The organism is Paenibacillus chitinolyticus NBRC 15660 (assembly GCF_000739915.1).
Taxonomy (GTDB): domain Bacteria; phylum Bacillota; class Bacilli; order Paenibacillales; family NBRC-103111; genus Paenibacillus_F; species Paenibacillus_F chitinolyticus.
The window spans coordinates 769497-789448 of record NZ_BBJT01000003.1; the positions used below are offsets into that span (position 1 = coordinate 769497).

At 53.9% G+C, this 19952-nt stretch carries 24 protein-coding genes and 1 tRNA gene; all 25 read right to left on the minus strand.

The window, feature by feature from the left end:
• Positions 1-29 precede the first annotated feature (29 nt).
• Positions 30-1004, minus strand: a complete 975-nt coding sequence (locus PCH01S_RS08735; protein WP_042228449.1) for a polyprenyl synthetase family protein — start codon at positions 1002-1004, stop codon at positions 30-32.
• Positions 1001-1864: a menaquinone biosynthesis protein gene (locus PCH01S_RS08740; RefSeq protein WP_042228450.1), complete on the minus strand. Its 864-nt coding sequence runs from the start codon at positions 1862-1864 to the stop codon at positions 1001-1003. Before PCH01S_RS08740 ends, PCH01S_RS08735 begins: the two co-directional genes overlap by 4 nt.
• Positions 1824-2459 carry a UbiX family flavin prenyltransferase gene (locus tag PCH01S_RS08745; RefSeq protein WP_042228452.1) on the minus strand — a complete coding sequence of 212 codons (636 nt, stop codon included), beginning with the start codon at positions 2457-2459 and terminating at the stop codon, positions 1824-1826. The genes PCH01S_RS08740 and PCH01S_RS08745 overlap by 41 nt, the downstream gene beginning before the upstream one ends.
• Positions 2456-3340 carry a UbiA-like polyprenyltransferase gene (locus PCH01S_RS08750; RefSeq protein WP_042228454.1) on the minus strand — a complete coding sequence of 295 codons (885 nt, stop codon included), beginning with the start codon at positions 3338-3340 and terminating at the stop codon, positions 2456-2458. Before PCH01S_RS08750 ends, PCH01S_RS08745 begins: the two co-directional genes overlap by 4 nt.
• On the minus strand, positions 3321-4070 hold the full coding sequence (locus tag PCH01S_RS08755; protein ID WP_042228890.1) for a demethylmenaquinone methyltransferase: 750 nt from the start codon (positions 4068-4070) through the stop codon (positions 3321-3323). Before PCH01S_RS08755 ends, PCH01S_RS08750 begins: the two co-directional genes overlap by 20 nt.
• A gap of 14 nt (positions 4071-4084) precedes the next feature.
• The gene (locus PCH01S_RS08760) at positions 4085-4948 is read right to left on the minus strand and encodes a heptaprenyl diphosphate synthase component 1 (RefSeq protein ID WP_042228455.1); all 864 of its coding nucleotides are present in this window, start codon (positions 4946-4948) and stop codon (positions 4085-4087) included.
• Positions 4949-5030: 82 nt separating this feature from the next.
• Positions 5031-5564 carry a hypothetical protein gene (locus PCH01S_RS08765; protein ID WP_042228456.1) on the minus strand — a complete coding sequence of 178 codons (534 nt, stop codon included), beginning with the start codon at positions 5562-5564 and terminating at the stop codon, positions 5031-5033.
• Between the two features lie 71 nt (positions 5565-5635).
• On the minus strand, positions 5636-5857 hold the full coding sequence (gene mtrB / locus PCH01S_RS08770) for a trp RNA-binding attenuation protein MtrB (protein ID WP_009672001.1): 222 nt from the start codon (positions 5855-5857) through the stop codon (positions 5636-5638).
• A gap of 86 nt (positions 5858-5943) precedes the next feature.
• Positions 5944-7242 carry a PQQ-dependent sugar dehydrogenase gene (locus PCH01S_RS08775; RefSeq protein WP_042228457.1) on the minus strand — a complete coding sequence of 433 codons (1299 nt, stop codon included), beginning with the start codon at positions 7240-7242 and terminating at the stop codon, positions 5944-5946.
• 172 nt (positions 7243-7414) lie between these two features.
• Positions 7415-7491: transfer RNA gene (locus PCH01S_RS08780), tRNA-Pro, on the minus strand.
• A gap of 123 nt (positions 7492-7614) precedes the next feature.
• Positions 7615-7887, minus strand: coding sequence for an HU family DNA-binding protein (locus PCH01S_RS08785; protein WP_009671985.1), 273 nt, complete (start codon positions 7885-7887; stop codon positions 7615-7617).
• Between the two features lie 280 nt (positions 7888-8167).
• Positions 8168-9646: a stage IV sporulation protein A gene (spoIVA, locus tag PCH01S_RS08790; protein ID WP_042228459.1), complete on the minus strand. Its 1479-nt coding sequence runs from the start codon at positions 9644-9646 to the stop codon at positions 8168-8170.
• 290 nt (positions 9647-9936) lie between these two features.
• A complete protein-coding gene (locus tag PCH01S_RS08795; RefSeq protein ID WP_241688843.1) occupies positions 9937-10692 on the minus strand; it encodes a hypothetical protein in 756 nt (251 codons plus the stop codon).
• A 45-nt stretch (positions 10693-10737) separates the two neighbouring features.
• Complete coding sequence (locus PCH01S_RS08800; RefSeq protein ID WP_042228462.1) at positions 10738-11091, minus strand: 2Fe-2S iron-sulfur cluster-binding protein; 354 nt, start codon at positions 11089-11091, stop codon at positions 10738-10740.
• A 119-nt stretch (positions 11092-11210) separates the two neighbouring features.
• Complete coding sequence (locus tag PCH01S_RS08805; protein WP_042228463.1) at positions 11211-11846, minus strand: nucleotidyltransferase domain-containing protein; 636 nt, start codon at positions 11844-11846, stop codon at positions 11211-11213.
• 10 nt (positions 11847-11856) lie between these two features.
• Positions 11857-12150 (minus strand): 2Fe-2S iron-sulfur cluster-binding protein, encoded by a 294-nt coding sequence (locus PCH01S_RS08810; RefSeq protein WP_042228465.1) that lies wholly within the window; start codon positions 12148-12150, stop codon positions 11857-11859.
• Positions 12151-12300: 150 nt separating this feature from the next.
• On the minus strand, positions 12301-12573 hold the full coding sequence (locus PCH01S_RS08815) for a stage VI sporulation protein F (protein ID WP_042228466.1): 273 nt from the start codon (positions 12571-12573) through the stop codon (positions 12301-12303).
• Positions 12574-12661: 88 nt separating this feature from the next.
• The gene (locus tag PCH01S_RS08820) at positions 12662-13702 is read right to left on the minus strand and encodes an NAD(P)H-dependent glycerol-3-phosphate dehydrogenase (RefSeq protein WP_042228468.1); all 1041 of its coding nucleotides are present in this window, start codon (positions 13700-13702) and stop codon (positions 12662-12664) included.
• A 35-nt stretch (positions 13703-13737) separates the two neighbouring features.
• Positions 13738-14334 (minus strand): glycerol-3-phosphate 1-O-acyltransferase PlsY, encoded by a 597-nt coding sequence (gene plsY / locus PCH01S_RS08825; RefSeq protein WP_042228470.1) that lies wholly within the window; start codon positions 14332-14334, stop codon positions 13738-13740.
• A 12-nt stretch (positions 14335-14346) separates the two neighbouring features.
• Positions 14347-15669: a ribosome biogenesis GTPase Der gene (der, locus tag PCH01S_RS08830; protein ID WP_042228471.1), complete on the minus strand. Its 1323-nt coding sequence runs from the start codon at positions 15667-15669 to the stop codon at positions 14347-14349.
• 105 nt (positions 15670-15774) lie between these two features.
• A complete protein-coding gene (locus tag PCH01S_RS08835; protein WP_042228473.1) occupies positions 15775-15957 on the minus strand; it encodes a capping complex subunit for YIEGIA in 183 nt (60 codons plus the stop codon).
• Positions 15958-15960: 3 nt separating this feature from the next.
• Complete coding sequence (locus PCH01S_RS08840) at positions 15961-16869, minus strand: YIEGIA family protein (protein WP_042228474.1); 909 nt, start codon at positions 16867-16869, stop codon at positions 15961-15963.
• Positions 16866-17492: a YphA family membrane protein gene (locus PCH01S_RS08845; protein ID WP_042228476.1), complete on the minus strand. Its 627-nt coding sequence runs from the start codon at positions 17490-17492 to the stop codon at positions 16866-16868. Before PCH01S_RS08845 ends, PCH01S_RS08840 begins: the two co-directional genes overlap by 4 nt.
• A gap of 54 nt (positions 17493-17546) precedes the next feature.
• A complete protein-coding gene (gene fni, locus PCH01S_RS08850) occupies positions 17547-18602 on the minus strand; it encodes a type 2 isopentenyl-diphosphate Delta-isomerase (RefSeq protein ID WP_042228477.1) in 1056 nt (351 codons plus the stop codon).
• A gap of 27 nt (positions 18603-18629) precedes the next feature.
• Positions 18630-19886 (minus strand): 30S ribosomal protein S1, encoded by a 1257-nt coding sequence (gene rpsA, locus PCH01S_RS08855; protein ID WP_009674424.1) that lies wholly within the window; start codon positions 19884-19886, stop codon positions 18630-18632.
• Positions 19887-19952 lie beyond the last annotated feature (66 nt).

A 19952-nucleotide genomic window follows, 5' to 3' on the forward strand; every position in this document is an offset into this window, starting at 1 on the left:
GGAGTCCGGCGGGCCGATAAAATATAGGATTAGTGCGTGCGGTTGCCGATAAAATGGGCGACCTGGATGAGATCCTGCTTGGCCCGGATGTTCGGAAGCGTATCCAGAGCCGCAATGGCTTTAGCGATATAGCGGTCGGCAAGCGCGCTGGATTTCTCGATTCCTCCGCTGCCGCGGATCATGTCCAGAACGCGGCTGACGTCCGTCTGCCCGTCCACTTTCTGGATGCGTTCGATCTCGCTCAGAATCGGGCCTCTGAGCTTCTCGTCCTGCAGAGCGAAAATAACGGGCAGTGTAATGTTGCCCTGTTTGATATCGCTTCCCGGAGGTTTGCCGATCTCCTTCTCGGTGCCGCACAAATCCAGAATGTCGTCCCGGATCTGGAAAGCGAGCCCGACGTTGTAGCCGAAAGAATACAGCCGGTTGGATACGTATTCGTCGGCTCCCGCCACCATAGCTCCGAGCTGGCAGGATATCGCGATAAGAAGAGCCGTCTTCCGCTTGATGCGGAGAAGATAATCGCGCAGCGTCTGCTCCGTATGATAGAAGAAACGGATCTGTTCCATTTCCCCAATGGACATTTCCACAAGCGCCTTCGATAGAATCATATGGACGCGCGGGTCCTCCAGTCTGGCGGCAATCTCCAGCCCTTTGGCAAAAATAAAATCCCCTGTGTACATCGCAATCCGGTTGTCCCACTTGGACTTCACCGTATCCTGGCCGCGCCGGGTGTCTGCATCGTCAATGACATCATCGTGAACGAGCGAGGCCGAATGGAAAAGCTCCAGAGGAACAGCTATCATTTTCAACCGTTCGATATCATAGGTTCCGAATTCGCCGCCCAACAGGACAAGAACAGGCCGGATTCTTTTGCCCCCGGCCTTTAGCAGATGCATGGATGTTTCCGTCAATAATGCGTGGTCGGTCTGCAGGTTCGCTTCCAGTTCCCGCTCGATCGCGCCCACGTCTTTTTTCTTGCGCACGTATATGTTAAGAATTTTCATTCCGTCACCCGCACCCTCGTATTATCGGACCAGATCTGGATGGAGACCTCTTCCGGTAAAAAACCAAGCTCCCAAGCATAGCGGTAATACAGCTCCAGACCGCTCCACTGCTCGGGACCGAATTCGTAGCAAAGATTTCTGAAATAATGTTCCCAATAAGATTCCGTACCCCCGATTTTGAGGACGGCTTCATTAATAACGCCCGTTAGGTCTTCCAGTGACTTACGTTTGCTTTCCACGAAACCGTCGAAGATGCTTTTAACCAGTTCGGGCGACCGTTCGATGGTATCTTTGCGGACCGCCCATACGGCAAACGACATCCAATGCCCGGTCCATTCCTTCCATTCTTGCCCTAGGTCGGTTACGGTATACCCGCTGTCCTGCCAGTTGGCTTTGATGGCATGATCCCCGATCAGGAGGGCCGCGTCATTGTCTTTCATCATGTCTTCCAGTACGGGCGGAGCATAGCTGTAGGTCGGATTGCCGCCGTATTTTTTGTTCATGATGATTTTCAGCAGGTTTGTCGTTGTTGCGGAGGTCGTCGGAAGCGCAAATCTTCCGTTTTTCAATTGTTCCAGCGGTTTTTTATGAAAAAGCAGCAGTGAATTCACATGCCCGTAAGCGCTGACCGACAAATCGGGAAACAGGACGTAATCCCGGAAATTTTCTCCATAGGAAAACGAGGAGATAGCGCTCATATCGATCTCTCCCGCCGCCAGAGCCCGGTTTAAACCTGTCGGGACCTGACTTACGAACTCTACTGAATTTGCCAGCTTTTGCACCGGAAAATGGTAAAACACAGGCCAAGCATTCGTAAATTCAATTCTCCCGATGCGCAGTTTCTTCTCTGTTGTCGTCATTGCCTTCTCCCCATCTTCTGAACAATTCATGATCCAAATCCATGTTGTCTAGTACCTTCCCCACAAGAAAGGCAACGATGTCATCCAATGTCTCAGGTCGCTGATAGAAGGCCGGCATGGCCGGAATCAGCTTCACGCCCATTTTGGCAAGGACTAGCATGTTCTCCAGATGAATGGCGTGCAGCGGCGTTTCCCTGGGAACCAGAATGAGCCTGCGGCCTTCTTTCAGCATCACGTCGGCTGCCCGCTCCAGAAGGTTGTCCGAGGCGCCGCGGGAAATTCCCGCTAAGGTGCCCATGGAACAGGGCATGACCACCATGCCCTCTGTGCGGAACGAGCCGCTTGCTATGCCGGCCCCGATGTCCTGGAGCGGATAATACGTGTACGTGCCCGGAAAACCGCCGAAATGAGCTTCCAGCGTTTCTTTCCTCTTGGCGGCCACCCAATCCAGTTCTTCGTGAAGCACCCGCCAGCCGGCATCCGTAATGACCAGATGGACGGGAACGCCCCTTCTCAGAAGTTCCTTAATGAGCGTCACTCCGTAAATCGCGCCGCTTGCCCCCGTAATGCCGACGACCCAGCCGCGTTTCTTCATCGGAACGTCTCCACCAGAATATCCACCAGCGTGAAGACGAAAACGACCGTGCTGAGTATCCCGTTCATGGTGAAAAACGCCGTATTCAGCTTAGATAAATCCGTCGGTGAAACAAGGCGGTGCTCGTAAAACAAAATGATGTACGCGATGATAATGCCGACGAGGTACCACCAGCTGAGATTGGTCATAAAGAAAAGCGAGATCAGACCTACGGCGGTCAGCGTATGGAGAACGCGCGCCGTTATGAGCGCCACCGGAATACCGAAGCGGCTCGGGTAAGAATGCAGGCCTTCCTCGCGGTCAAATTCCACGTCCTGGCAGGCATAGAGCAGGTCGAAGCCGGCGCTCCACATCGCTACGGTAATGAACAGGACAAGCGCGGCCGGCGTAATTCCTCCGGTGATCGCCACCCATCCGCCGAGCGGGGCAAGTCCCAGGGTGATACCGAGAACAAAATGGCACGCCCACGTAAACCGTTTGGTGTATGAATAAAAGACAAGAAAAAAGACCGCAACCGGTAACAGGTAAACGGACAGCAGGTTGAGGTGATAAGCTGACCAGAAAAGCAAAAGGAATGAAAGAATAATAAATACCGTAACTTCCGCGACTGAAATCAGCCCAGCCGGGATCGCCCGGTTCGCTGTCCGCGGGTTTTTCTTGTCGTACTTTTTGTCTATGACTCGGTTCAGGGACATCGCGGCCGTGCGGGCGCCGATCATCGCAAGCGTAATCCACATGATCTGCGTCCACGTCGGCAGGTCCCCCGTTTCCACAACGGCTCCGAGAATAGAACCCATGTAGGCAAAAGGAAGGGCAAATAGGGAATGCTCGAATTTGATCATTTCCAAGAAAATTTTTGTTTTATGAATGAGTTGTCGCATCTGTCTTACTCTCCTGACTCGAATTCCCTTTGACGCCTATATGAAGCGCCGCAATTCCGAAGGTCAGCGGGTAAGCTTCGACTTTCTGAAGCCCCGTTCGGCGAAAAATTTCGGCAAGCTCTTTATAGTCAGGGAAACTGATTAGCGATTCCGGCAGCCATCTGTACTGCTCATAAGACTTGGCAATCAATTTGCCTAGCAGCGGAAGCACTTTCTGAAAATAAAAATAATACAAAGCTTTAAAAGGCCGCCAAGTAGGCTTGGACAGCTCCAGAGAAACGACGAGTCCGCCCGGTTTCACGACGCGCTGCATTTCACGGAGCACCTGCTCCACGTCCGGCACGTTCCGAAGCGCGAACCCGATAGTGGCATAATCGAAAGTGTTATCGTCAAAAGGGAGGCTCATGGCATTGCCGTGCACGAGGCGGATCTGGTTGTCCAGCCCCTCCTCACGAACCTTGCCCGCGCCGTAATCGAGCATGTTCTGGCTGAAATCCAGCCCGACCATCTTCCCGGTGCCGCTTGCCTTCGCCATGGAGATCGTCCAGTCGCAGGTGCCGCAGCAAATATCGATCGCGGTCGAGCCCGGCTTGACGTTCATTTTGGCCATCGTAAATTTCCGCCAGGCCTTGTGCCTGCGGAAACTTAGGATACTGTTCATTTTATCGTATTTGGGCGCGATACTTTCAAACACGGAATGAACAAATTGTTCTTTCGTTTTGCCTTGCACGGCTTTCCCCACCTTTATCTCTCTTCCAGTAATCTGGTTTTGGAAATGAAACGAAAAAATGGCTCGCCAATGTGAAACAGTTCACTTGCGAGCTTGTCCGAATCAAGCTGCTTTACTTTCGCTTCCAACTGTTGAAGCTGGGTGACAAGCAGGTTGTACAATTGGGACGGCACGTTGTATTTGTGGATCAGCGCTTTGAGTTTAGCCGGATCCTGCTCCTGCGCTTCGAGCAGCTTCCGCTCTTCTTTGGAGCCGTTCTGGATAATGTGCCAATAGCCCCAACTCCCATGAAAATCCTGAAGAGATTCCGAACGGAAAATTTCCTTGAAAATCACTTCGCAGCGGGTAAACGCTTCGAGAATTTCCGGCCATGAACGGCGGTTTACTTCTTCCATCAGTCCCCCGAACGACTTAAACAGATGGGACTTGATATCCACGGACTGCCGCACGTAGTCCTCTGTGGTGACTTTAAGATGCTTCATCGTCACATACAGATTCGTTTTGAGCCGGTTCAGCTCGCAGATGGCCGTGGACAACCGTTTGATCAGGTCGATTTGACCGGCTTGCGATAGCAGGTGGTAAAATCGGGAGCTGAAATAATCGCCGGCCAGCACTTTCAGCTGACGGGATCTGGCGGCTTTCTTCTCTTTCACCTCATTAGAAACCGTTACCTCGTCATGCGTATCGAGTCCCATCTGGACAAGCGAAGTGACGAGCGCAAACAATTCCGACGAAGGGTTAAGCCGGGAATCCCTGCTCAAAAAAGCATACAGAAGCTGCGCCCGAAAGTTCGGGAAATCAGGCAGATCCGTATGCTGGCGGATCATGTCATAATCCGTATATTGTTTAGCGATCTCAGGGATCCGATATGGGTTCATACAAAAGCCTCCGTACGTGTGCCAGTTTCATAGATCGTATCTAAGTAATTATAGCATAACCTTTTGAGTGGCGCACAAGCAATTATTCTGGAAAGTGCCGCTGCCATTTCTTTGTAAAGGTCAGAAGAAATCTGCGCTGCAGCTCGGCAGCGACCTTCTCTTCGCCGTCGGTTCCCTTCAAGGAGGACAATGCCTTCGCCTCCGTGCGTGCCGCTTCCATCGCCATGACGAGCTGCGGACCGTTCTCGCCCGGTTTTGCGCCGTATTCCACGATCCTGATGAACACCCGGCTAATGTTGGAGGTCCGGAGCAGAGACGATTGTGCGATCCGCAGCAGATCGCCGTAAACCACCTTCTTCTCGGCCGTTCCCGGCAGCAGCAGATCGAGCGAGAGAATGGAATGCGTGAGCTCCACCTTGCGCACGCGCAGTTGAAGCGGGAGTCCGTTTACGTAATCGGGCAGATTAGCCTCCGTCAATTCCGGACCGGAAATATTTCTCCAGGCTTCCGAGCCTTGACCGCCGTTCTTTCTGTCCAGAAACGGGACGAACGCCATCGTTAGCACAACTGCCGCCGACAGGCCGCCTATCGTCAGCAGACGGGCAATTTTGTTCATCGTACAAGGGCACCTCCTGTCTATATCCCATTGTACAATGAAAAAAAGCAGGCTATGCCTGCCGACGCAAATTATTGTTCGGTTTCGATATTGCCGAACTTCGTCATGATCAGCGCCTTGCCGCGGACCTTCACCGCCGAAGTGTGCTCCGTGAACTGGGCGATCATAACCTCGCCTTTGTCCAGCTTTTCGGTATGATGAAAGCGCGTGTCGTGTCCTCTTGTCAGGCCGATCACATGTACGCCGTTTTCTTTCGCCTTAATAATAAAATAATCTCCCTGTGTCTGATCCATAAATCGGTACCCCCTTCTATCCGTACTGCTTATCCGTATATGGCTTACAATTTATCATGCTTTAAAAAGAAGCCGCCTGTCAACCCTTATTCCGCGCCGGACCGCTTAGGCTTCAGGCGGATGATTTTGTCGTCGTCTCCCGCCGGTTGACCCCGCCCGTCCCGGTTGTTCGTCAGCAGGTACAGAGAGCCGTCAGGGCCTTCCGTTACCGAGCGAAGCCGTCCGAAGGTGCCCGCGAATGAGGCTTCCGCCTTGGTAAGCTTATAAACGGGTACGGAAGCCCCTGCTCCGGGAGCTGACGTGCGCTCAGGTTCAAGCGTGAACAGCAGCAGCTTCGTCCCTCTCAGCCCGGCGACGGCTAGTCGTCCCTGCCACGGACCCTGGCGGATAAACGTCATTCCCGAAGGGGCCCATGTGTCTTTGCCGCTATGCAGAAGCGGCGGGATAAGCGCTCCGGCCGCCTTGGGCGATCCCGATTCGTCCCCTTCGATCAGAGGCCAGCCGTAGTTTCCCCCGGGGACGATGACGTTCAGCTCGTCATGAGCCGACTGTCCGTGTTCGGAGCTTAGCAGGGTGCCGCTTCGGGGGTCCCACGCCAGGCCCTGTGCGTTGCGGTGACCCCAGGAGTACACGGGCGAACCTTGAAACGGATTGTCTTCGGGAATCGAACCGTCCGGCCGTATCCGGAGGATTTTGCCGCCGAGGCTGTTCTTCTCCTGAGCCAGGGGCGGGTCGTATTTCTCCCCCGTTGTGACATAAAGCATGCCGTCGGGGCCGAATTTGATCCGTCCGCCGTTGTGATTCTCCGCACCCGGTATGCCATCGAGCAGCACGCGGTCGACCAGAGCCTGATCCCCCTGCAGTTTCAGCCGGAGCACCCGGTTCTTCGTCTCTCCTTCTCCGGCGTACGTGTGGTAAACGTACAGGTAGGAATTGACGGCGAAGCCCGGATCGAGCGCCAATCCGAGCAGCCCGCCCTCCCCGCTGCTGATAAAAGGGTCTTGCAGCTTCAAAAGCGGCTTCTCCATCAGCTTGCCGTCCCGGATCATCCGCAGCTGCCCCGGCCGCTCCGTGAAAAATATGCGGTCATCCGCCGCAAAAACCAGTTCCCACGGCACATTAAGGCCGGAAGCCACGATCTCCCGCGTGTAGTCCGCAGCGTTCTGCTCGACGAGCTCGGGTACGACGGGAGCATTCCCGGAGCCGCTCCCCCGTGCCTCGCCGGCGTTGGCTGGACCGGGCGCTTCCGTACCGGCAGGGCCGGCTCCCGTGCCTCCTGTGGAAGCAGGCTTCCCTTCACACCCCGACGCCATGACGGCTATCGCCGCCGCTGCCGCTGCCGTTAAAAGGGCGCTTTTAACACGTGTTTGACCGTTCTGCCGCATCTCCGTTCCCCTCCTGCGGATTTGTTGATTCTATCGTAACACAATTGGGCGCCGCTTCCAAAAGAGACCGCTGCCTGGCCGGAGGGAGGAAGGAGCTTTCCGAGCCGCATTAAAAAATGCTTCCGTCAGGATGAGTTCCTGAGCGAAAGCATTTGGTGTATGTATGGTTTCATGGTCGGAGTAGCGGGATTTGAACCCACGGCCTCACCCACCCCAAGGGTGCGCGCTACCAGACTGCGCCATACCCCGACGCCGTATCCCTATTATACCGGATAATCGTAAGTTGTCAATGCGGAAAAAAGGGCAGATAAAAACTAAACCGCGCGCCCGAAGGCACACGGTCTACACAAAATCCATATGTAAGAGAAGCGATTATTGAATGCCGTCTCTCAGCGCTTTGCCAGGTTTGAAAGCAGGAATTTTGCTTGCAGGGATTTCGATTTCATCGCCTGTTTGCGGGTTGCGTCCTTTACGTGCGGAGCGCTCGCGAACTTCGAAGTTGCCGAAACCAACAAGCTGAACTTTGTCACCCTGTTGAAGAGCTTCGGAAATTGCATCGAATACAGCGTCAACCGCTTTCGTCGCATCCTTCTTGGAAAGCTCGGAGGTCTCAGATACTTTAGCAATCAGTTCGGATTTATTCATGCCTTTCACCTCCCTCCCAAAATATCTACTGTTTTACTTTCTGTTTTCACCGTTTCGTTAAAAAATATACATGAACCGGGCAAAAGCCCAAGCCCATCAACGAAAAACGAGTACCGAAGAAAACGAAACAAACTTATAGTAATATACGCTAGAGCTTATTTCAAGTCAAAGTCACTGATTTTGTGGAAAATGCACAAAAAAACAGGGAGATTCTTGGAGAACGTGAAGTTCTCTGAAGAATTTCCCCGCCAAAACGGTAGAAAACGAAATGTCAAGTTCGTTATAAAATAATGGCGATGAGCCCCCCGGAGCCTTCGTTGATAATACGTCCGAGTGTCTCCTGAAGCTTGTAGCGGGCATTGTCCGGCATCATGGCAAGCTTTCCCTGAATACCTTCCCGGACGATGGAGTGCAGAGAGCGGCCGAAAATATCGGACTCCCAAATTTTGAGCGGGTTGTCCTCGAAATCCTGCATGAGGTAACGGACCAGCTCCTCGCTCTGCTTCTCCGTTCCGATAATCGGGGAAAACTCCGACTCCACATCGACACGGATCATATGTATCGAAGGAGCCGTCGCCTTCAGCCTCACACCGAAGCGGGAACCTTGACGGATAAGCTCCGGCTCATCCAGAGCCATTTCCGCCAGCGTAGGCGGCGCGATGCCGTAGCCGGTCGTTTTGACCATTTCCAGCGCTTCGGCGAACTGGTCGTACTCCCTTTTCGCATGGGTGAACTCCTGCATCAGTTGAAGCAGGTGATCCTTACCGCGAATCTCGACGCCGACCACTTCGACCAAAATTTTATCGTACAGTTCATCCGGTGCGTACAGGTCGATCTCGGCCACACCTTGCCCCATATTCATTCCGGCAAGAGCCGCCCGGTCGATGAACTCATATTCGGAGAATTGTCCGACAACCCGTTCCACGTCGCGCAGACGTCGGATGTCCTGAACGGTATCCCGGACGGAATTTTCAAAATGCGTGCGCAGCCAGTGCTTCTCCGGCAGCACCATCACCCAGCTCGGCAGGTTTACGTTCACTTCGTGCACTGGGAACTCATACAGAACTTCACGGAGCACGCCGATCATTTCGTCTTCGCCCGCCGTTGCTACGCTCATCGTGACGACCGGAATGTCGTACTTGCTTTGCAGTTCGCTGCGCAGTTCCTGGGCCGGATCGCTGTTCGGTTTTTGCGAATTGATGACCACGATGAACGGCTTGCCGACTTCCTTCAGTTCCGCTATAACTCTTTCTTCCGCCAGAACATAAGACGAACGCGGAATATCTGAAATCGTTCCGTCGGTCGTCACGACAACCCCCAGCGTCGAGTGTTCCTGAATGACTTTGCGCGTGCCGATTTCGGCCGCTTCCTGGAAGGGGATCGGTTCGTCGAACCACGGCGTCGAAATCATCCGGGGACCGTTCTCGTCCTCGTAGCCTTTGGCGCCTTCCACCGTATAGCCGACGCAATCGACCAGCCTGACGTTGACGTTCAGTCCTTCCGCTACGGAAATCTGCACGGCGTTATTCGGCACGAACTTCGGTTCGGTCGTCATAATCGTGCGCCCTGCCGCACTCTGCGGGAGCTCATCCGTGGCTCTGATGCGATCGGTTTCACTCTGGATGTTAGGCAGTACAACTGATTCCACGAAGCGTTTAATGAAGGTCGATTTTCCCGTACGGACCGCTCCAACGACCCCCAGGTAAATATCTCCTCCCGTTCGCTCAGCAATGTCCTTAAAGATATCCACTTTCTCCAAGAGAATCCCTCCTACAGGTTGTTAAATGAAGCGAGAGCCACGATACGTTCTTCAGCCGGCCTTCCCTTTGCCATCCGTATGCGACATAACTCGTACATCATTTGGACTTGTAACAAATATATGTGCCGGTCGTCGAAATATGCCTGGCAATAATCTCTGAAAAAATATATGATTCCCGGAACCCGGATATGCGCCGGACGTGAAAAAAACCCTTTTCTCCATGAAGAAGAAAAGAGTTTCGAAAGCCCGTATAGGGTAAATAAAACGGCCTTGCAGACTTATACTATCGGCTATTTCATGAAGGGAACAGGTTTGCTTGTCGCGCTGTCCCATTTGTACTCAAACGACATGATAGGTACGAAATAAGAGTCTTCCACCAGAAGGGGAAGAAGGTCCTGACCGTCCTTCAGCGCGGACTGAAGCTGCTTTTCCTTGATCTTTTGAGCCAGATCGGGTGCATAATCAATCGCAACTTTGCCGGAGTCATGAACAAGGAAGTTAATCAGGCTCTGACGGTTGTAGACACTTTTGATTTCAGGCGTTTTCATGCCGATTTTGCCGAAATCCACATACTTGAAGCCGGGAGAATAGGTTTCTCCGCCCGGAACGGCGCCGTTGTTTTTACTGATATAGTCGTTTACTTTCTTCTGGATGTCAGCCGTGGTCCGGTAGGCTACCAGATCGAAAAGTTTCACTTTTGCCTTCGTGTCGGGGTCGACGAGCACATAAATAAAATCTCCGCCGCTTTCGTAAGCATTGCCCGGGAGGTTGGACAAATAACCGCTGTTTTTCAGCTTTTGAAAATCAATGACGTACTTCTCATAAAGCGGTGTTTCCATATCGCTGTTTTTAATGGGAAAGACGCTTTTCTTGGTATGATATTCGTCGATACTCTGCTGCACTACGGCAATAAACTCGCCCGGATTCGTCTGGTTCTCTTTGCGCATTTCTTTGGGATACATGCAGCCGCCAAGCAAAGCCAGCGAAAATAAAGCGGCCATCAGTACCGTCAGGCGCCCTGCTAGAGCGCCCTTTGCGATAGTCATCATCGGTTCTCCTTTGGTTTCGTTTCTCCGGATCGCTGAGAGGTTCTAAGGCCAGTCATCCTCTTCCCGCTGCTTGGCCAATTGGGCGCGCACAGCGGCTTTCAACGGGTCTTCGGGGACGGTAACCGTCACATCGCCCGTAATCCGGGCCTGACAGGACAGGCGCAGCCCTTCCTGCAGTTGGCTGCCGAGCTTGAGCCGCTCGTTCTTGCCGGGCTCGGACAGGCCGCTCTGGTCCCCGGCGTGCACTTTGCACATCAGGCAGGCTGCCTGTCCGCTGCACCGGGTGCGGATGTGCACATTGGCCCGCCGTGCCGCATCCAGCAGGGTGGTATTCAAGCGGACGGAAGCGCTGCGGTTGTCCGGCATAAATGTCACTTTCGCGTTGGTCTGGCTCATTCTCGTCCCTCCCTCTGTCTAAGGCACTTGCTTATTACCGTGGCGCGGCTCGTTCCCTTTGCGCTCCGGCTTCCCGTCATGGAGACGGAAGCCGCCGCTGCCGCAAACCGCGGGTGCTTCTATAATCCGGGAATAAGTCGCTTGACGACTGACAATGCGGGCTCTCCCCAGCTGTTTCTGGAAAGCAGATCCGTCAGGGCGGCTTCATGCCGGGATGGACAGCCGTTGATCGTCCTTGCGATAGCCTCGTACCGGTCGGGACGTTCGCGTAGGATGTTGAAGAGCAATTCATGCGCAAGCGGCATTAACGCCAGACTCTCGCCTTCCAATTGCCCCACTTCCGCGTGCTTCTCCCTCAAGTAGGCCGCTTCGACGATGTACTGCGATCCCGCCGCACATACTTTAAACCCGCCGACGAGCTCCACCTGAATGCCGCCGATGGCGTAATGGCTGAGCAGCGATTCGTAGATGCCCGTGCGGTCCAGTTTCTGCTCATCGACGGCATAGGGTTCCAGGACACGGGCCGCCGCTTCCGCCTGATCCGTATCCACATACAGGTCCAGATCCCGCGGCTGGGCCCCAATCTCCACGCCCTGCAGCGCCAGAGCGCAGCTTCCGCCGATCACCCAGCCGGTTCCCGTGCCGTTGAGAAGACGGGCCGCCTGACGCATGACCCGGACTAACGGCTCCTCCAGCGGAAGATCCGGACGCATCTCGAGCGCAATCCGCCGCTCCTTTGATCGTTCGCTTTTCATGCCGGTCCTCCTAGAAGTAAGGCTTGTGAGTAACGGAAACATCGCCGGTTTCCTGAATCACGGCCTGACATCCCAGACGGTAGCCCAGCTCAATTTCTTCGGGTTCCAGACGGTCAAGTTCCGCTTCCGTAGGCGGTGCGAGCCGCTCCCGGCCTTCTTTGACGAAACAGCGGCAGCGCGCACATGTACCGCGCTTGCAGGAATGTCCCCATTCGAGTTTATGTTTGAGGGCCAGTTCAAGTACGGTAAGTCCCGTCTCGCTTTCGACCGTCTTGTCCCCTTTTCTCGTGCGCAGTGTAATCATCTCTGTTTCCCCCTTCGAGTTAAACGATGCTGCTTCATTCCTAGGTTGATTATAGCATTTCGGCCGAAACTTTGTGAATCACGAGTAAAAGGACCGCGGGCTGCCTTACGGCCTCCTACGGTCCCCCTGCGCTTCCGCTGGCGTTTATCGTTACCTTTTCATGATGAGGTTCATCATCTGCTGCAAGTTGCCGCCGTCGAGTTTGCTGCTTTTAACCGCATGAACGATTTCTTTGACGGTTTCTTCCGCCACATCAATCCCGACAAGCTGGGAAACCTGCTTAATCAGCTGCCGCAGCTGTGCTTCATCCTGAACGGTCGACGGTTTCACGCCGCTGGCCAGCTTCTGGATATCTTTCTCGGTTACGCTTTTACCCGTTTTTTTCTTAACGGTATTAAGAATGTCTTTCGGATTTCTAGGCACGCTGCCGCCTCCCAACCATAGTGTCCGCTATAAGGAACTGGACTTGAATCTATGGTAGTGTATGAAGGCTCGGCAGGAATGGTGTAGGCTACAGAATCCATTTATCCGTCTGATTGGCGACCTCTTCGATCTCATGCGTACGGCCGCGGCCCATCAGATCTTCAACCGCCGCCCGCGGAGTTTTCCCTTCGAACAGAACGTGGTGAAGCTCGCTTGTGATGGGCATTGTGACGCCGTACTCCTGGGCAAGCGCATAGGCGGACTTCGTCGTTTTGACGCCCTCGACGACCATGCCCATTTTATCGAGAACCTGGTCGAGAGGTTCTCCCTGGCCCAGCAGGTAGCCCGCCTTCCAGTTACGGCTGTGCGTACTGGTACAAGTGACCACGAGGTCGCCGATTCCCGCGAGACCTGCGAAGGTCATCGGGTTGGCGCCCATCTCCGCACCGAGGCGTGCGATCTCGGCGAGCCCCCGGGTTAAGAGGGCCGCCTTGGCGTTGTCGCCGAAACGGAGACCGTCGGAGAGACCCGCGCCGAGGGCGATGATATTTTTGAGCGCGCCGCCCACTTCGACTCCCGTTACGTCCGGGTTCGTGTAGACGCGGAAATACGAATTAATGAACAGATCCTGCGCCGCTTCGGCGGCTTCGATCGTCGGCGATGCCACAACGACAGTCGTCGGGCATTCCCGGATCACTTCTTCCGCATGGCTCGGTCCCGACAAAACGACGATACGTCCCGGGTCGCACTGCGGAAGCTCCTCGGCCAGCACGGTGGTCATCCTTTTCAGCGTGAGCGATTCAAAGCCTTTGGTCGCGTGAATCACGAGCGTGTCCGGGCTTAAGAATTCTCTCACTTGGGACGCCACCTCGCGCATTCCTGCCGAAGGTACCACAAATACGACGGCGTCCTTATTTTCAACCGCTTCGCGAATCGATGTAGTGGCACGGATGCGCGGGGACAGCGCGATATCCTGCAAATAACGGCTGTTGGTATGTAAGGTATTGATCTCTTCCGCCTGTCCGGCGTTTCTCGTCCAAATCGTTACGTCCAGATCGTTAGCGGCCAGTACGGAGGCAAGAGCCGTTCCCCAGCTCCCCGCTACCAGTACGGATACGTGTTTAGTCATGGCTGTCTCCCTTCTAAGCCGTTTCATCGAGCAGGCTACGCCTTTTTGGAGCCGATCTTATTTTCTCGGCCTTGAACCAGTTTACTGATATTTGTACGGTGCCGCCAAAAAGTAAATACCCCGATTACGATAACGCCCCACAAGATCTCGACCGGTCTTCCCATGCCCCATACGAAAAAAGGTAAAAATGCGGTAAACAGCAGGGAACCCAGCGATACGTAACGGGTCAGAAAAATGGATGCAATGGCGATAATACCCGCGAAGATCGCGGGAAGAAAGCATAGGGTAGCCGTTACACCGATGGCAGTAGCTACGCCTTTCCCTCCCCGGAAACCGAAAAATACCGGCCAGTTATGACCGATAATGACGGCGAGCCCGCAAGCGACATGGACCCAGATCAGATCCGGAGCCATCCACTTGCCGATCCAGACAGCCAGTATCGCTTTTACGACATCCAGCACAAGTACCAGGACAGCCGGTCCTTTGCCAAGTACGCGCAGCGTGTTGGTGGCTCCGGCATTTCCGCTTCCGTGCGACCGGATATCAATCCCCTTGACCAATTTCCCAATTATAAAGCTGAAGCTGAGCGAACCCAGCAAATAAGCTGCTACTGCGGGAATGATGTAGATCAAACGAACTCTCCCCTATTCGTCGTCGGATTTTCTTCGCGTGAACAAACGGATCGGGGTTCCCTCAAAACCGAAAGCTCCGCGAATTTTGTTTTCAAGATAGCGCTCGTATGAGAAGTGCATCATATCCGGCTCATTCACAAAGAAAACAAAGGTCGGCGGCTTAACGGAAACTTGTGTGGCATAGTTAATACGCAGACGTTTGCCCTTGTCGGTCGGAGGAGGATTGAACATGACCGCATCGGAGACCACGTCGTTGAGAACGTGTGTCTGAACGCGCATCGTATGCTGCTCCGCCACCTGGTTGACCATGGGCAGGAGTTTCTGGACACGCTGGGTCGTACGGGCGGACACATACAGAACCGGCGCGTACGTCATAAACAGGAAGTGATCGCGGATTTTCTGCGTGAACTGGTGCATGGTCTTGTCGTCCTTCTCCACCACGTCCCATTTGTTGACGACGAATATAGCCGCTTTGCCCGCTTCGTGCGCATAGCCGGCGATATGTTTGTCCTGCTCGATAATCCCTTCTTCGCCGTTGATGACCACAAGCACGACGTCTGCGCGCTCAATGGCTTTCATCGCGCGCATTACGCTGTATTTCTCCGTATTCTCATACACTTTGCCGCGTTTGCGCATGCCGGCCGTATCGATAATGACGTATTTCTGATCGTCAAGCTCGAAAGGCGTATCAATCGCATCCCGGGTCGTACCGGCCTGGTCGCTGACAATGACCCGGTCTTCTCCGAGGATGGCGTTTACAAGCGATGACTTGCCGACGTTCGGACGCCCGATCAGCGCGACCTTGATGACTTCCTCGCCGTACTCTTCATCCGCATGATCCGGGAAATGGGCGGCCGCGGCTTCCAGCATATCGCCGATTCCGATGCCGTGCGCGCCGGAAATCCCGATCGGGTCTCCGAAGCCGAGGCTGTAAAATTCATAAATTTCATCCTGCCGCTGAATGTTGTCCACCTTGTTAACGGCCAGGACAACCGGCTTGCGGGACCGGAAAAGAAGCTGGGCAACTTCCTGGTCCGCCGAGGTCACGCCCGCTTTGGCGTCTACCATGAAAATAATAACGTCCGCTTCTTCAATCGCGAGCTCGGCCTGGACGCGTACGGACTTCATGATCTGGTCTTCGCCTTCGACTTCGATACCGCCGGTGTCGATGACGCTGAACTCACGGTCCAGCCATTCGCCGATCCCGTACAATCTGTCTCGGGTCACCCCCGGTTTATCTTCAACGATGGCCAGCCGATCGCCGATTATCCGGTTAAAAATCGTCGATTTACCGACGTTCGGACGCCCCACAATCGCTAGAATGGGTCTTGCCATTCGGTTCACTCCTTACTGATGGTCACTCAAATTCTCGTTATTGGAAATTTCACATTCTTCATCATAGCAAAAAAGCGCTGGATTGGCTAATGTTTTCAACGGACGCTATCCCTTGTGATCGACAAGGATGAAGGTTCCCGGTTTTAAAACGTGAGCGTTGACATCCAGAATTTTCTCCAGATTAAAAGCGAGCTGCTGGAGTTCCGCTTCATCTTTTGCATAAAAAATGGGAGCCCCGCCATCGACTTTAATGCCTTCCACAACCGCAACCGCTTTGATCGTCGCCACTCTTCACGCCTCCTTGTGGGGCCCGGCCGCCGACTCCGTCGGCATGCGGATGGCGCTTTCCAGCACCGGCACCCGTTTGAGCGCGGCGGCCGCCTTTTGTGCGTCCTTCACTTGGGGAAGGACAAAAATACCGAGCGTCCCCGAGTCCAGATGGAGCTTGGCCATCGGCATCAGGGCGGGTTCTCCGGTGTCCCTGTACACGCCGAGAACCGTGGAGATATCATGCAGAATGGCCTGGCGCTGGCCCAGATTCGCCAATGTAACGCGGGCGTCGGGATTTTTCGGTACGGCCAGCAGGCCAACTCCCTGCCTCGCGATCAGCTCCCGGTCGCTCTCCAGCCCGACGTTCATGATGTAAATATCGCCTACATACAGATTCGGCCCGTCCAGCCGTACTTCGCTGATTCGGATATCCGCAATGTGGGTCATATTTTTTCCCGTCTTAAAATAAATCGATACTCCGACAGCAGCCAGCCCGGCAACCGCCCCCCAATACCAGGCGAAAAGCAGGGTGAACAGCGAAGCCATCATCGAAGTAAAAATCACGAGATAGTTTCGGCCTTCGAAAACCATCGCAATGCCTTCAATGTACGAAACGCCCCGCGGGACAAGCTCCATCTGATCCACCTGCATCAGGCTTTGACGCTCCATATTCCGCACATCGCGGAACTGCTGGGCCGCAACGGTCAAAAAAGTGACAGCCGTGTAATTTTTGTCGAGCAGCGCGGGTACCGCCACCGAACCCAAGCCGGCTGCAATCACTCCCAGCGAAACATGAATGATTTTGCCGTGGGGATAAGTCGGATATTGACGATAATCCGTTCTTAATAAGTAGAGACGCGACGCGATCCCGAAAAACAATCCGACAAAAACCGCGACTGTTTCTTTTTGCGACAACATATGCGCAATCATTTCCTCCAACCTCGCTTTCGCTGGATCCATTGCCGGGCGGTTGTCCTGCATCCCGAATAAACCGATTCAAGGAAGACGGTCAGCAACCGCGCCGTAAAAAAGGAGAGCCACCATTTGTCCAGAAACGAGGGTGTACCGAGATGAACCGGCATCGTGCCGCCGTGCATACAGGCAAAAGCAAGGTCTCCCGCAATCATGGCTGTCGTCAGCGAGACATACTGCTCGGCCGCTCCCCAGTGCATTCCCATTACCAATACCGCAAGGACAATGGCGATATCCCATTCGGGTTTCAGCACAATCATGACGGGATCCACGCTGTACAGCTCCAGCATCAGCAAATGAACGGCCCCGAGAAGCAGACCGGTCGCGAACAGATGCCCGCCTTCCCAGAGGCTCTTTTTACGGATACCGATCAGAAGAGCCGTACAGAAGGCGACCGGCACGGTGCCGTTGATTTGAGCGCCTCCTACGTAGAAGGTCATCAAAGCGGCAGGCAGCGCGAACATAAAAAAAAGAAGTATGTCACGTCCGGATATACTTCTCATAAAAATTTCCCGCCATCCGCTGAGCAGAAAAATGACAGAGATGGCGAGGAGTACGGAAGCAAGATAACCTGGATTCATAGTTTGTCACCCTAGCTCGTTTCGTTACTCCTAGTATGACAAAACATCCCGTTTTTACTCCGCTTCCGTTCTACAGGCATATTCAGTTAAATCAATCCGGCGGGCCCTGCACCATTCCGCGGTCGATCCCGTGATAATCACGGGACGTGTCCACAGCTGCTCGATGCGTACCGCTCCTAGAGCCGTCATCATGAGAACGATGCCGTGATGCAGCTCGTCGATGTGATCGATTAAAGCTTGCGTACCTTCGTTTCGCAAAATTTTAAGCAGAGCTCCGGCCATTCCGGCCGCCGAAGCGCCGAGGGTAAGCACCTTGACGATGTCTTCGCTGGTGCGGATGCCTCCCGTCGCCATAACCCGGCCGCGTTCGTAGACTTGCAGCGCTTCGATCAGCGTCACGCTCGTCTTCATGCCCCAGTCGTTCAGCCAGTCAAGGGGCAATTTTCGCCGCACATTCTCTATCGCGGCGAAATTGGTGCCGCCGGAACCGCCGACATCCAATATTTGTACGCCTGCCGATTTGAGCAGTCTCGCGTTTTCAAGCGGGATGCCGAAACCGACCTCTTTGACGATCAGAGGCACTCCTGTACCCTCAGCAATACGGCTGACGCGCTCCAGCATGCCGTGAAAGCTGCGGTCGCCTTCAGGCATGATCAGCTCCTGCATGACGTTCAGATGGATTTGAAGCGCATCCGCTCGAAGCATGTCCACGGCGCGTGACGCTTGCTCCACGGTCGCTTCACTTCCCAAATTGGCAAAGACGAGCCCGTCCGGATTCATTTGCCGGACAATGCGGTAGCTTGATTCCTGCATAGGGTCCCGCAAAGCGGACATCTGCGAGCCCACGGCCATGGCCAGTCCCCGTTCCCTGGCCGCCACTGCTAGCTCACGGTTTATTTCTTCGGTTTCGTGTGCTCCGCCGGTCATCGCATTTACGACAATCGGCGAACTCAAATTGAGTTCGCCGATTGTCGTAAAGAGAGCGACAGACTCGGTGGAAGCGTCTGGCAGGCAGTTAGGCACCAGCTTGACATCCGTCAACCCCTGGTTGCCGGACTGACCCGTCTGGAGCGCAAACTGCACGTGATCCATTTTGCGCGATGAGCGCATCCCGCTTCCTCCTGTTCAAGTCGTCTATTATTTTTTGAATTTGGAGAGCTTGTCACCGAAACGCTCGCCGAGCGTCATGGACAGGCCTTGATTGCTAAGGGAAACATTCTCGTTGCCAGCCAGTTCTTTCTGGTGGTTGGAGGATCTTTCCGGTCTGGAAGAGTAGTTAGAAGGCGCGGAAGACGCGGTTTGAGCCGGAGCTTCTTCCGTTTCTTTGATGCTGAGGCTTACACGCTTCTCAGCCGCGTTAACGTCAAGGACTTTCACCTTAACTTCTTGGCCTTCTTTCAGAACTTCCTGCGGAGTCGCGATGTGACGGTGAGCGATTTGGGAAATATGAACCAGACCTTCAACGCCCGGAGCGATTTCAACAAACGCGCCGAAACCTGCAAGACGTTTTACCGTACCGGTAATGATTTCGCCGGTTGTGAAAGTTTTCTCGGCCTTTTCCCAAGGACCTTCTTGAGTTGCTTTCAGGCTCAGGCTCACTTTATCTTTCTCCGGATCTACTTTGAGAACCTGCACGCTTACTTTGTCGCCTTCTTTGACGATTTCGGAAGGGTGCTCAACATGGTGCCAAGCCATCTCGGAAATGTGAACCAGGCCGTCGATACCGCCGATATCCACGAACGCACCGAATTGAGTCAGACGCTGTACGGTACCTTCGTATACTTTGCCCACTTCGATTTTGCTGATGATGTCTTTCTTCTGGGCTTCGTATTCTTCATCCAGAACGTCTTTCTGGGAAAGGATCACTTTGTTCTTCTCGCGGTCGATTTCTTTTACTCTCAGGCGCAGAGTGCGGCCCTTGTAGTCGGAGAAATCTTCGACAAAGCTGCGTTCTACCATGGATGCCGGAACGAAGCCGCGCACGCCAACGTCAACAACGAGACCGCCTTTAACCACTTCGGCCACGACAGCTTCGATGATGACTTTCTCGTCCAGTTTCTGCTGCAGGGTTTCCCATGCTTTTTCACTGTCAACAGAGCGCTTGGAAAGAACCAGCTTCTCTTTGTTGTCGTCAATCGTTACGATTTTAAGCTCGATCTCCTGGCCCTCTTGAACGGCTTGATCCGCGTTCTCGATTTGGACGGAAGACAGCTCGCGAAGCGGAATCGTGCCATCGTACTTGTAACCGATATCTACGATTGCTTGATCCTGCTCGACTTTAATGATTTTGCCTTTAACGATGTCGCCTTTCTTTACAGCTGCGACTTGGCTCATCGCTTCTTGAGCTTCTTGGCTTTCGTTCGTTTGATTTTCGTTTTTGATTTCTTCTGACATGGGATACCCTCCTCGAAAATAAACACACCGACGGTTAATTTTGTATAGGCATCTGCACGGCGCAAC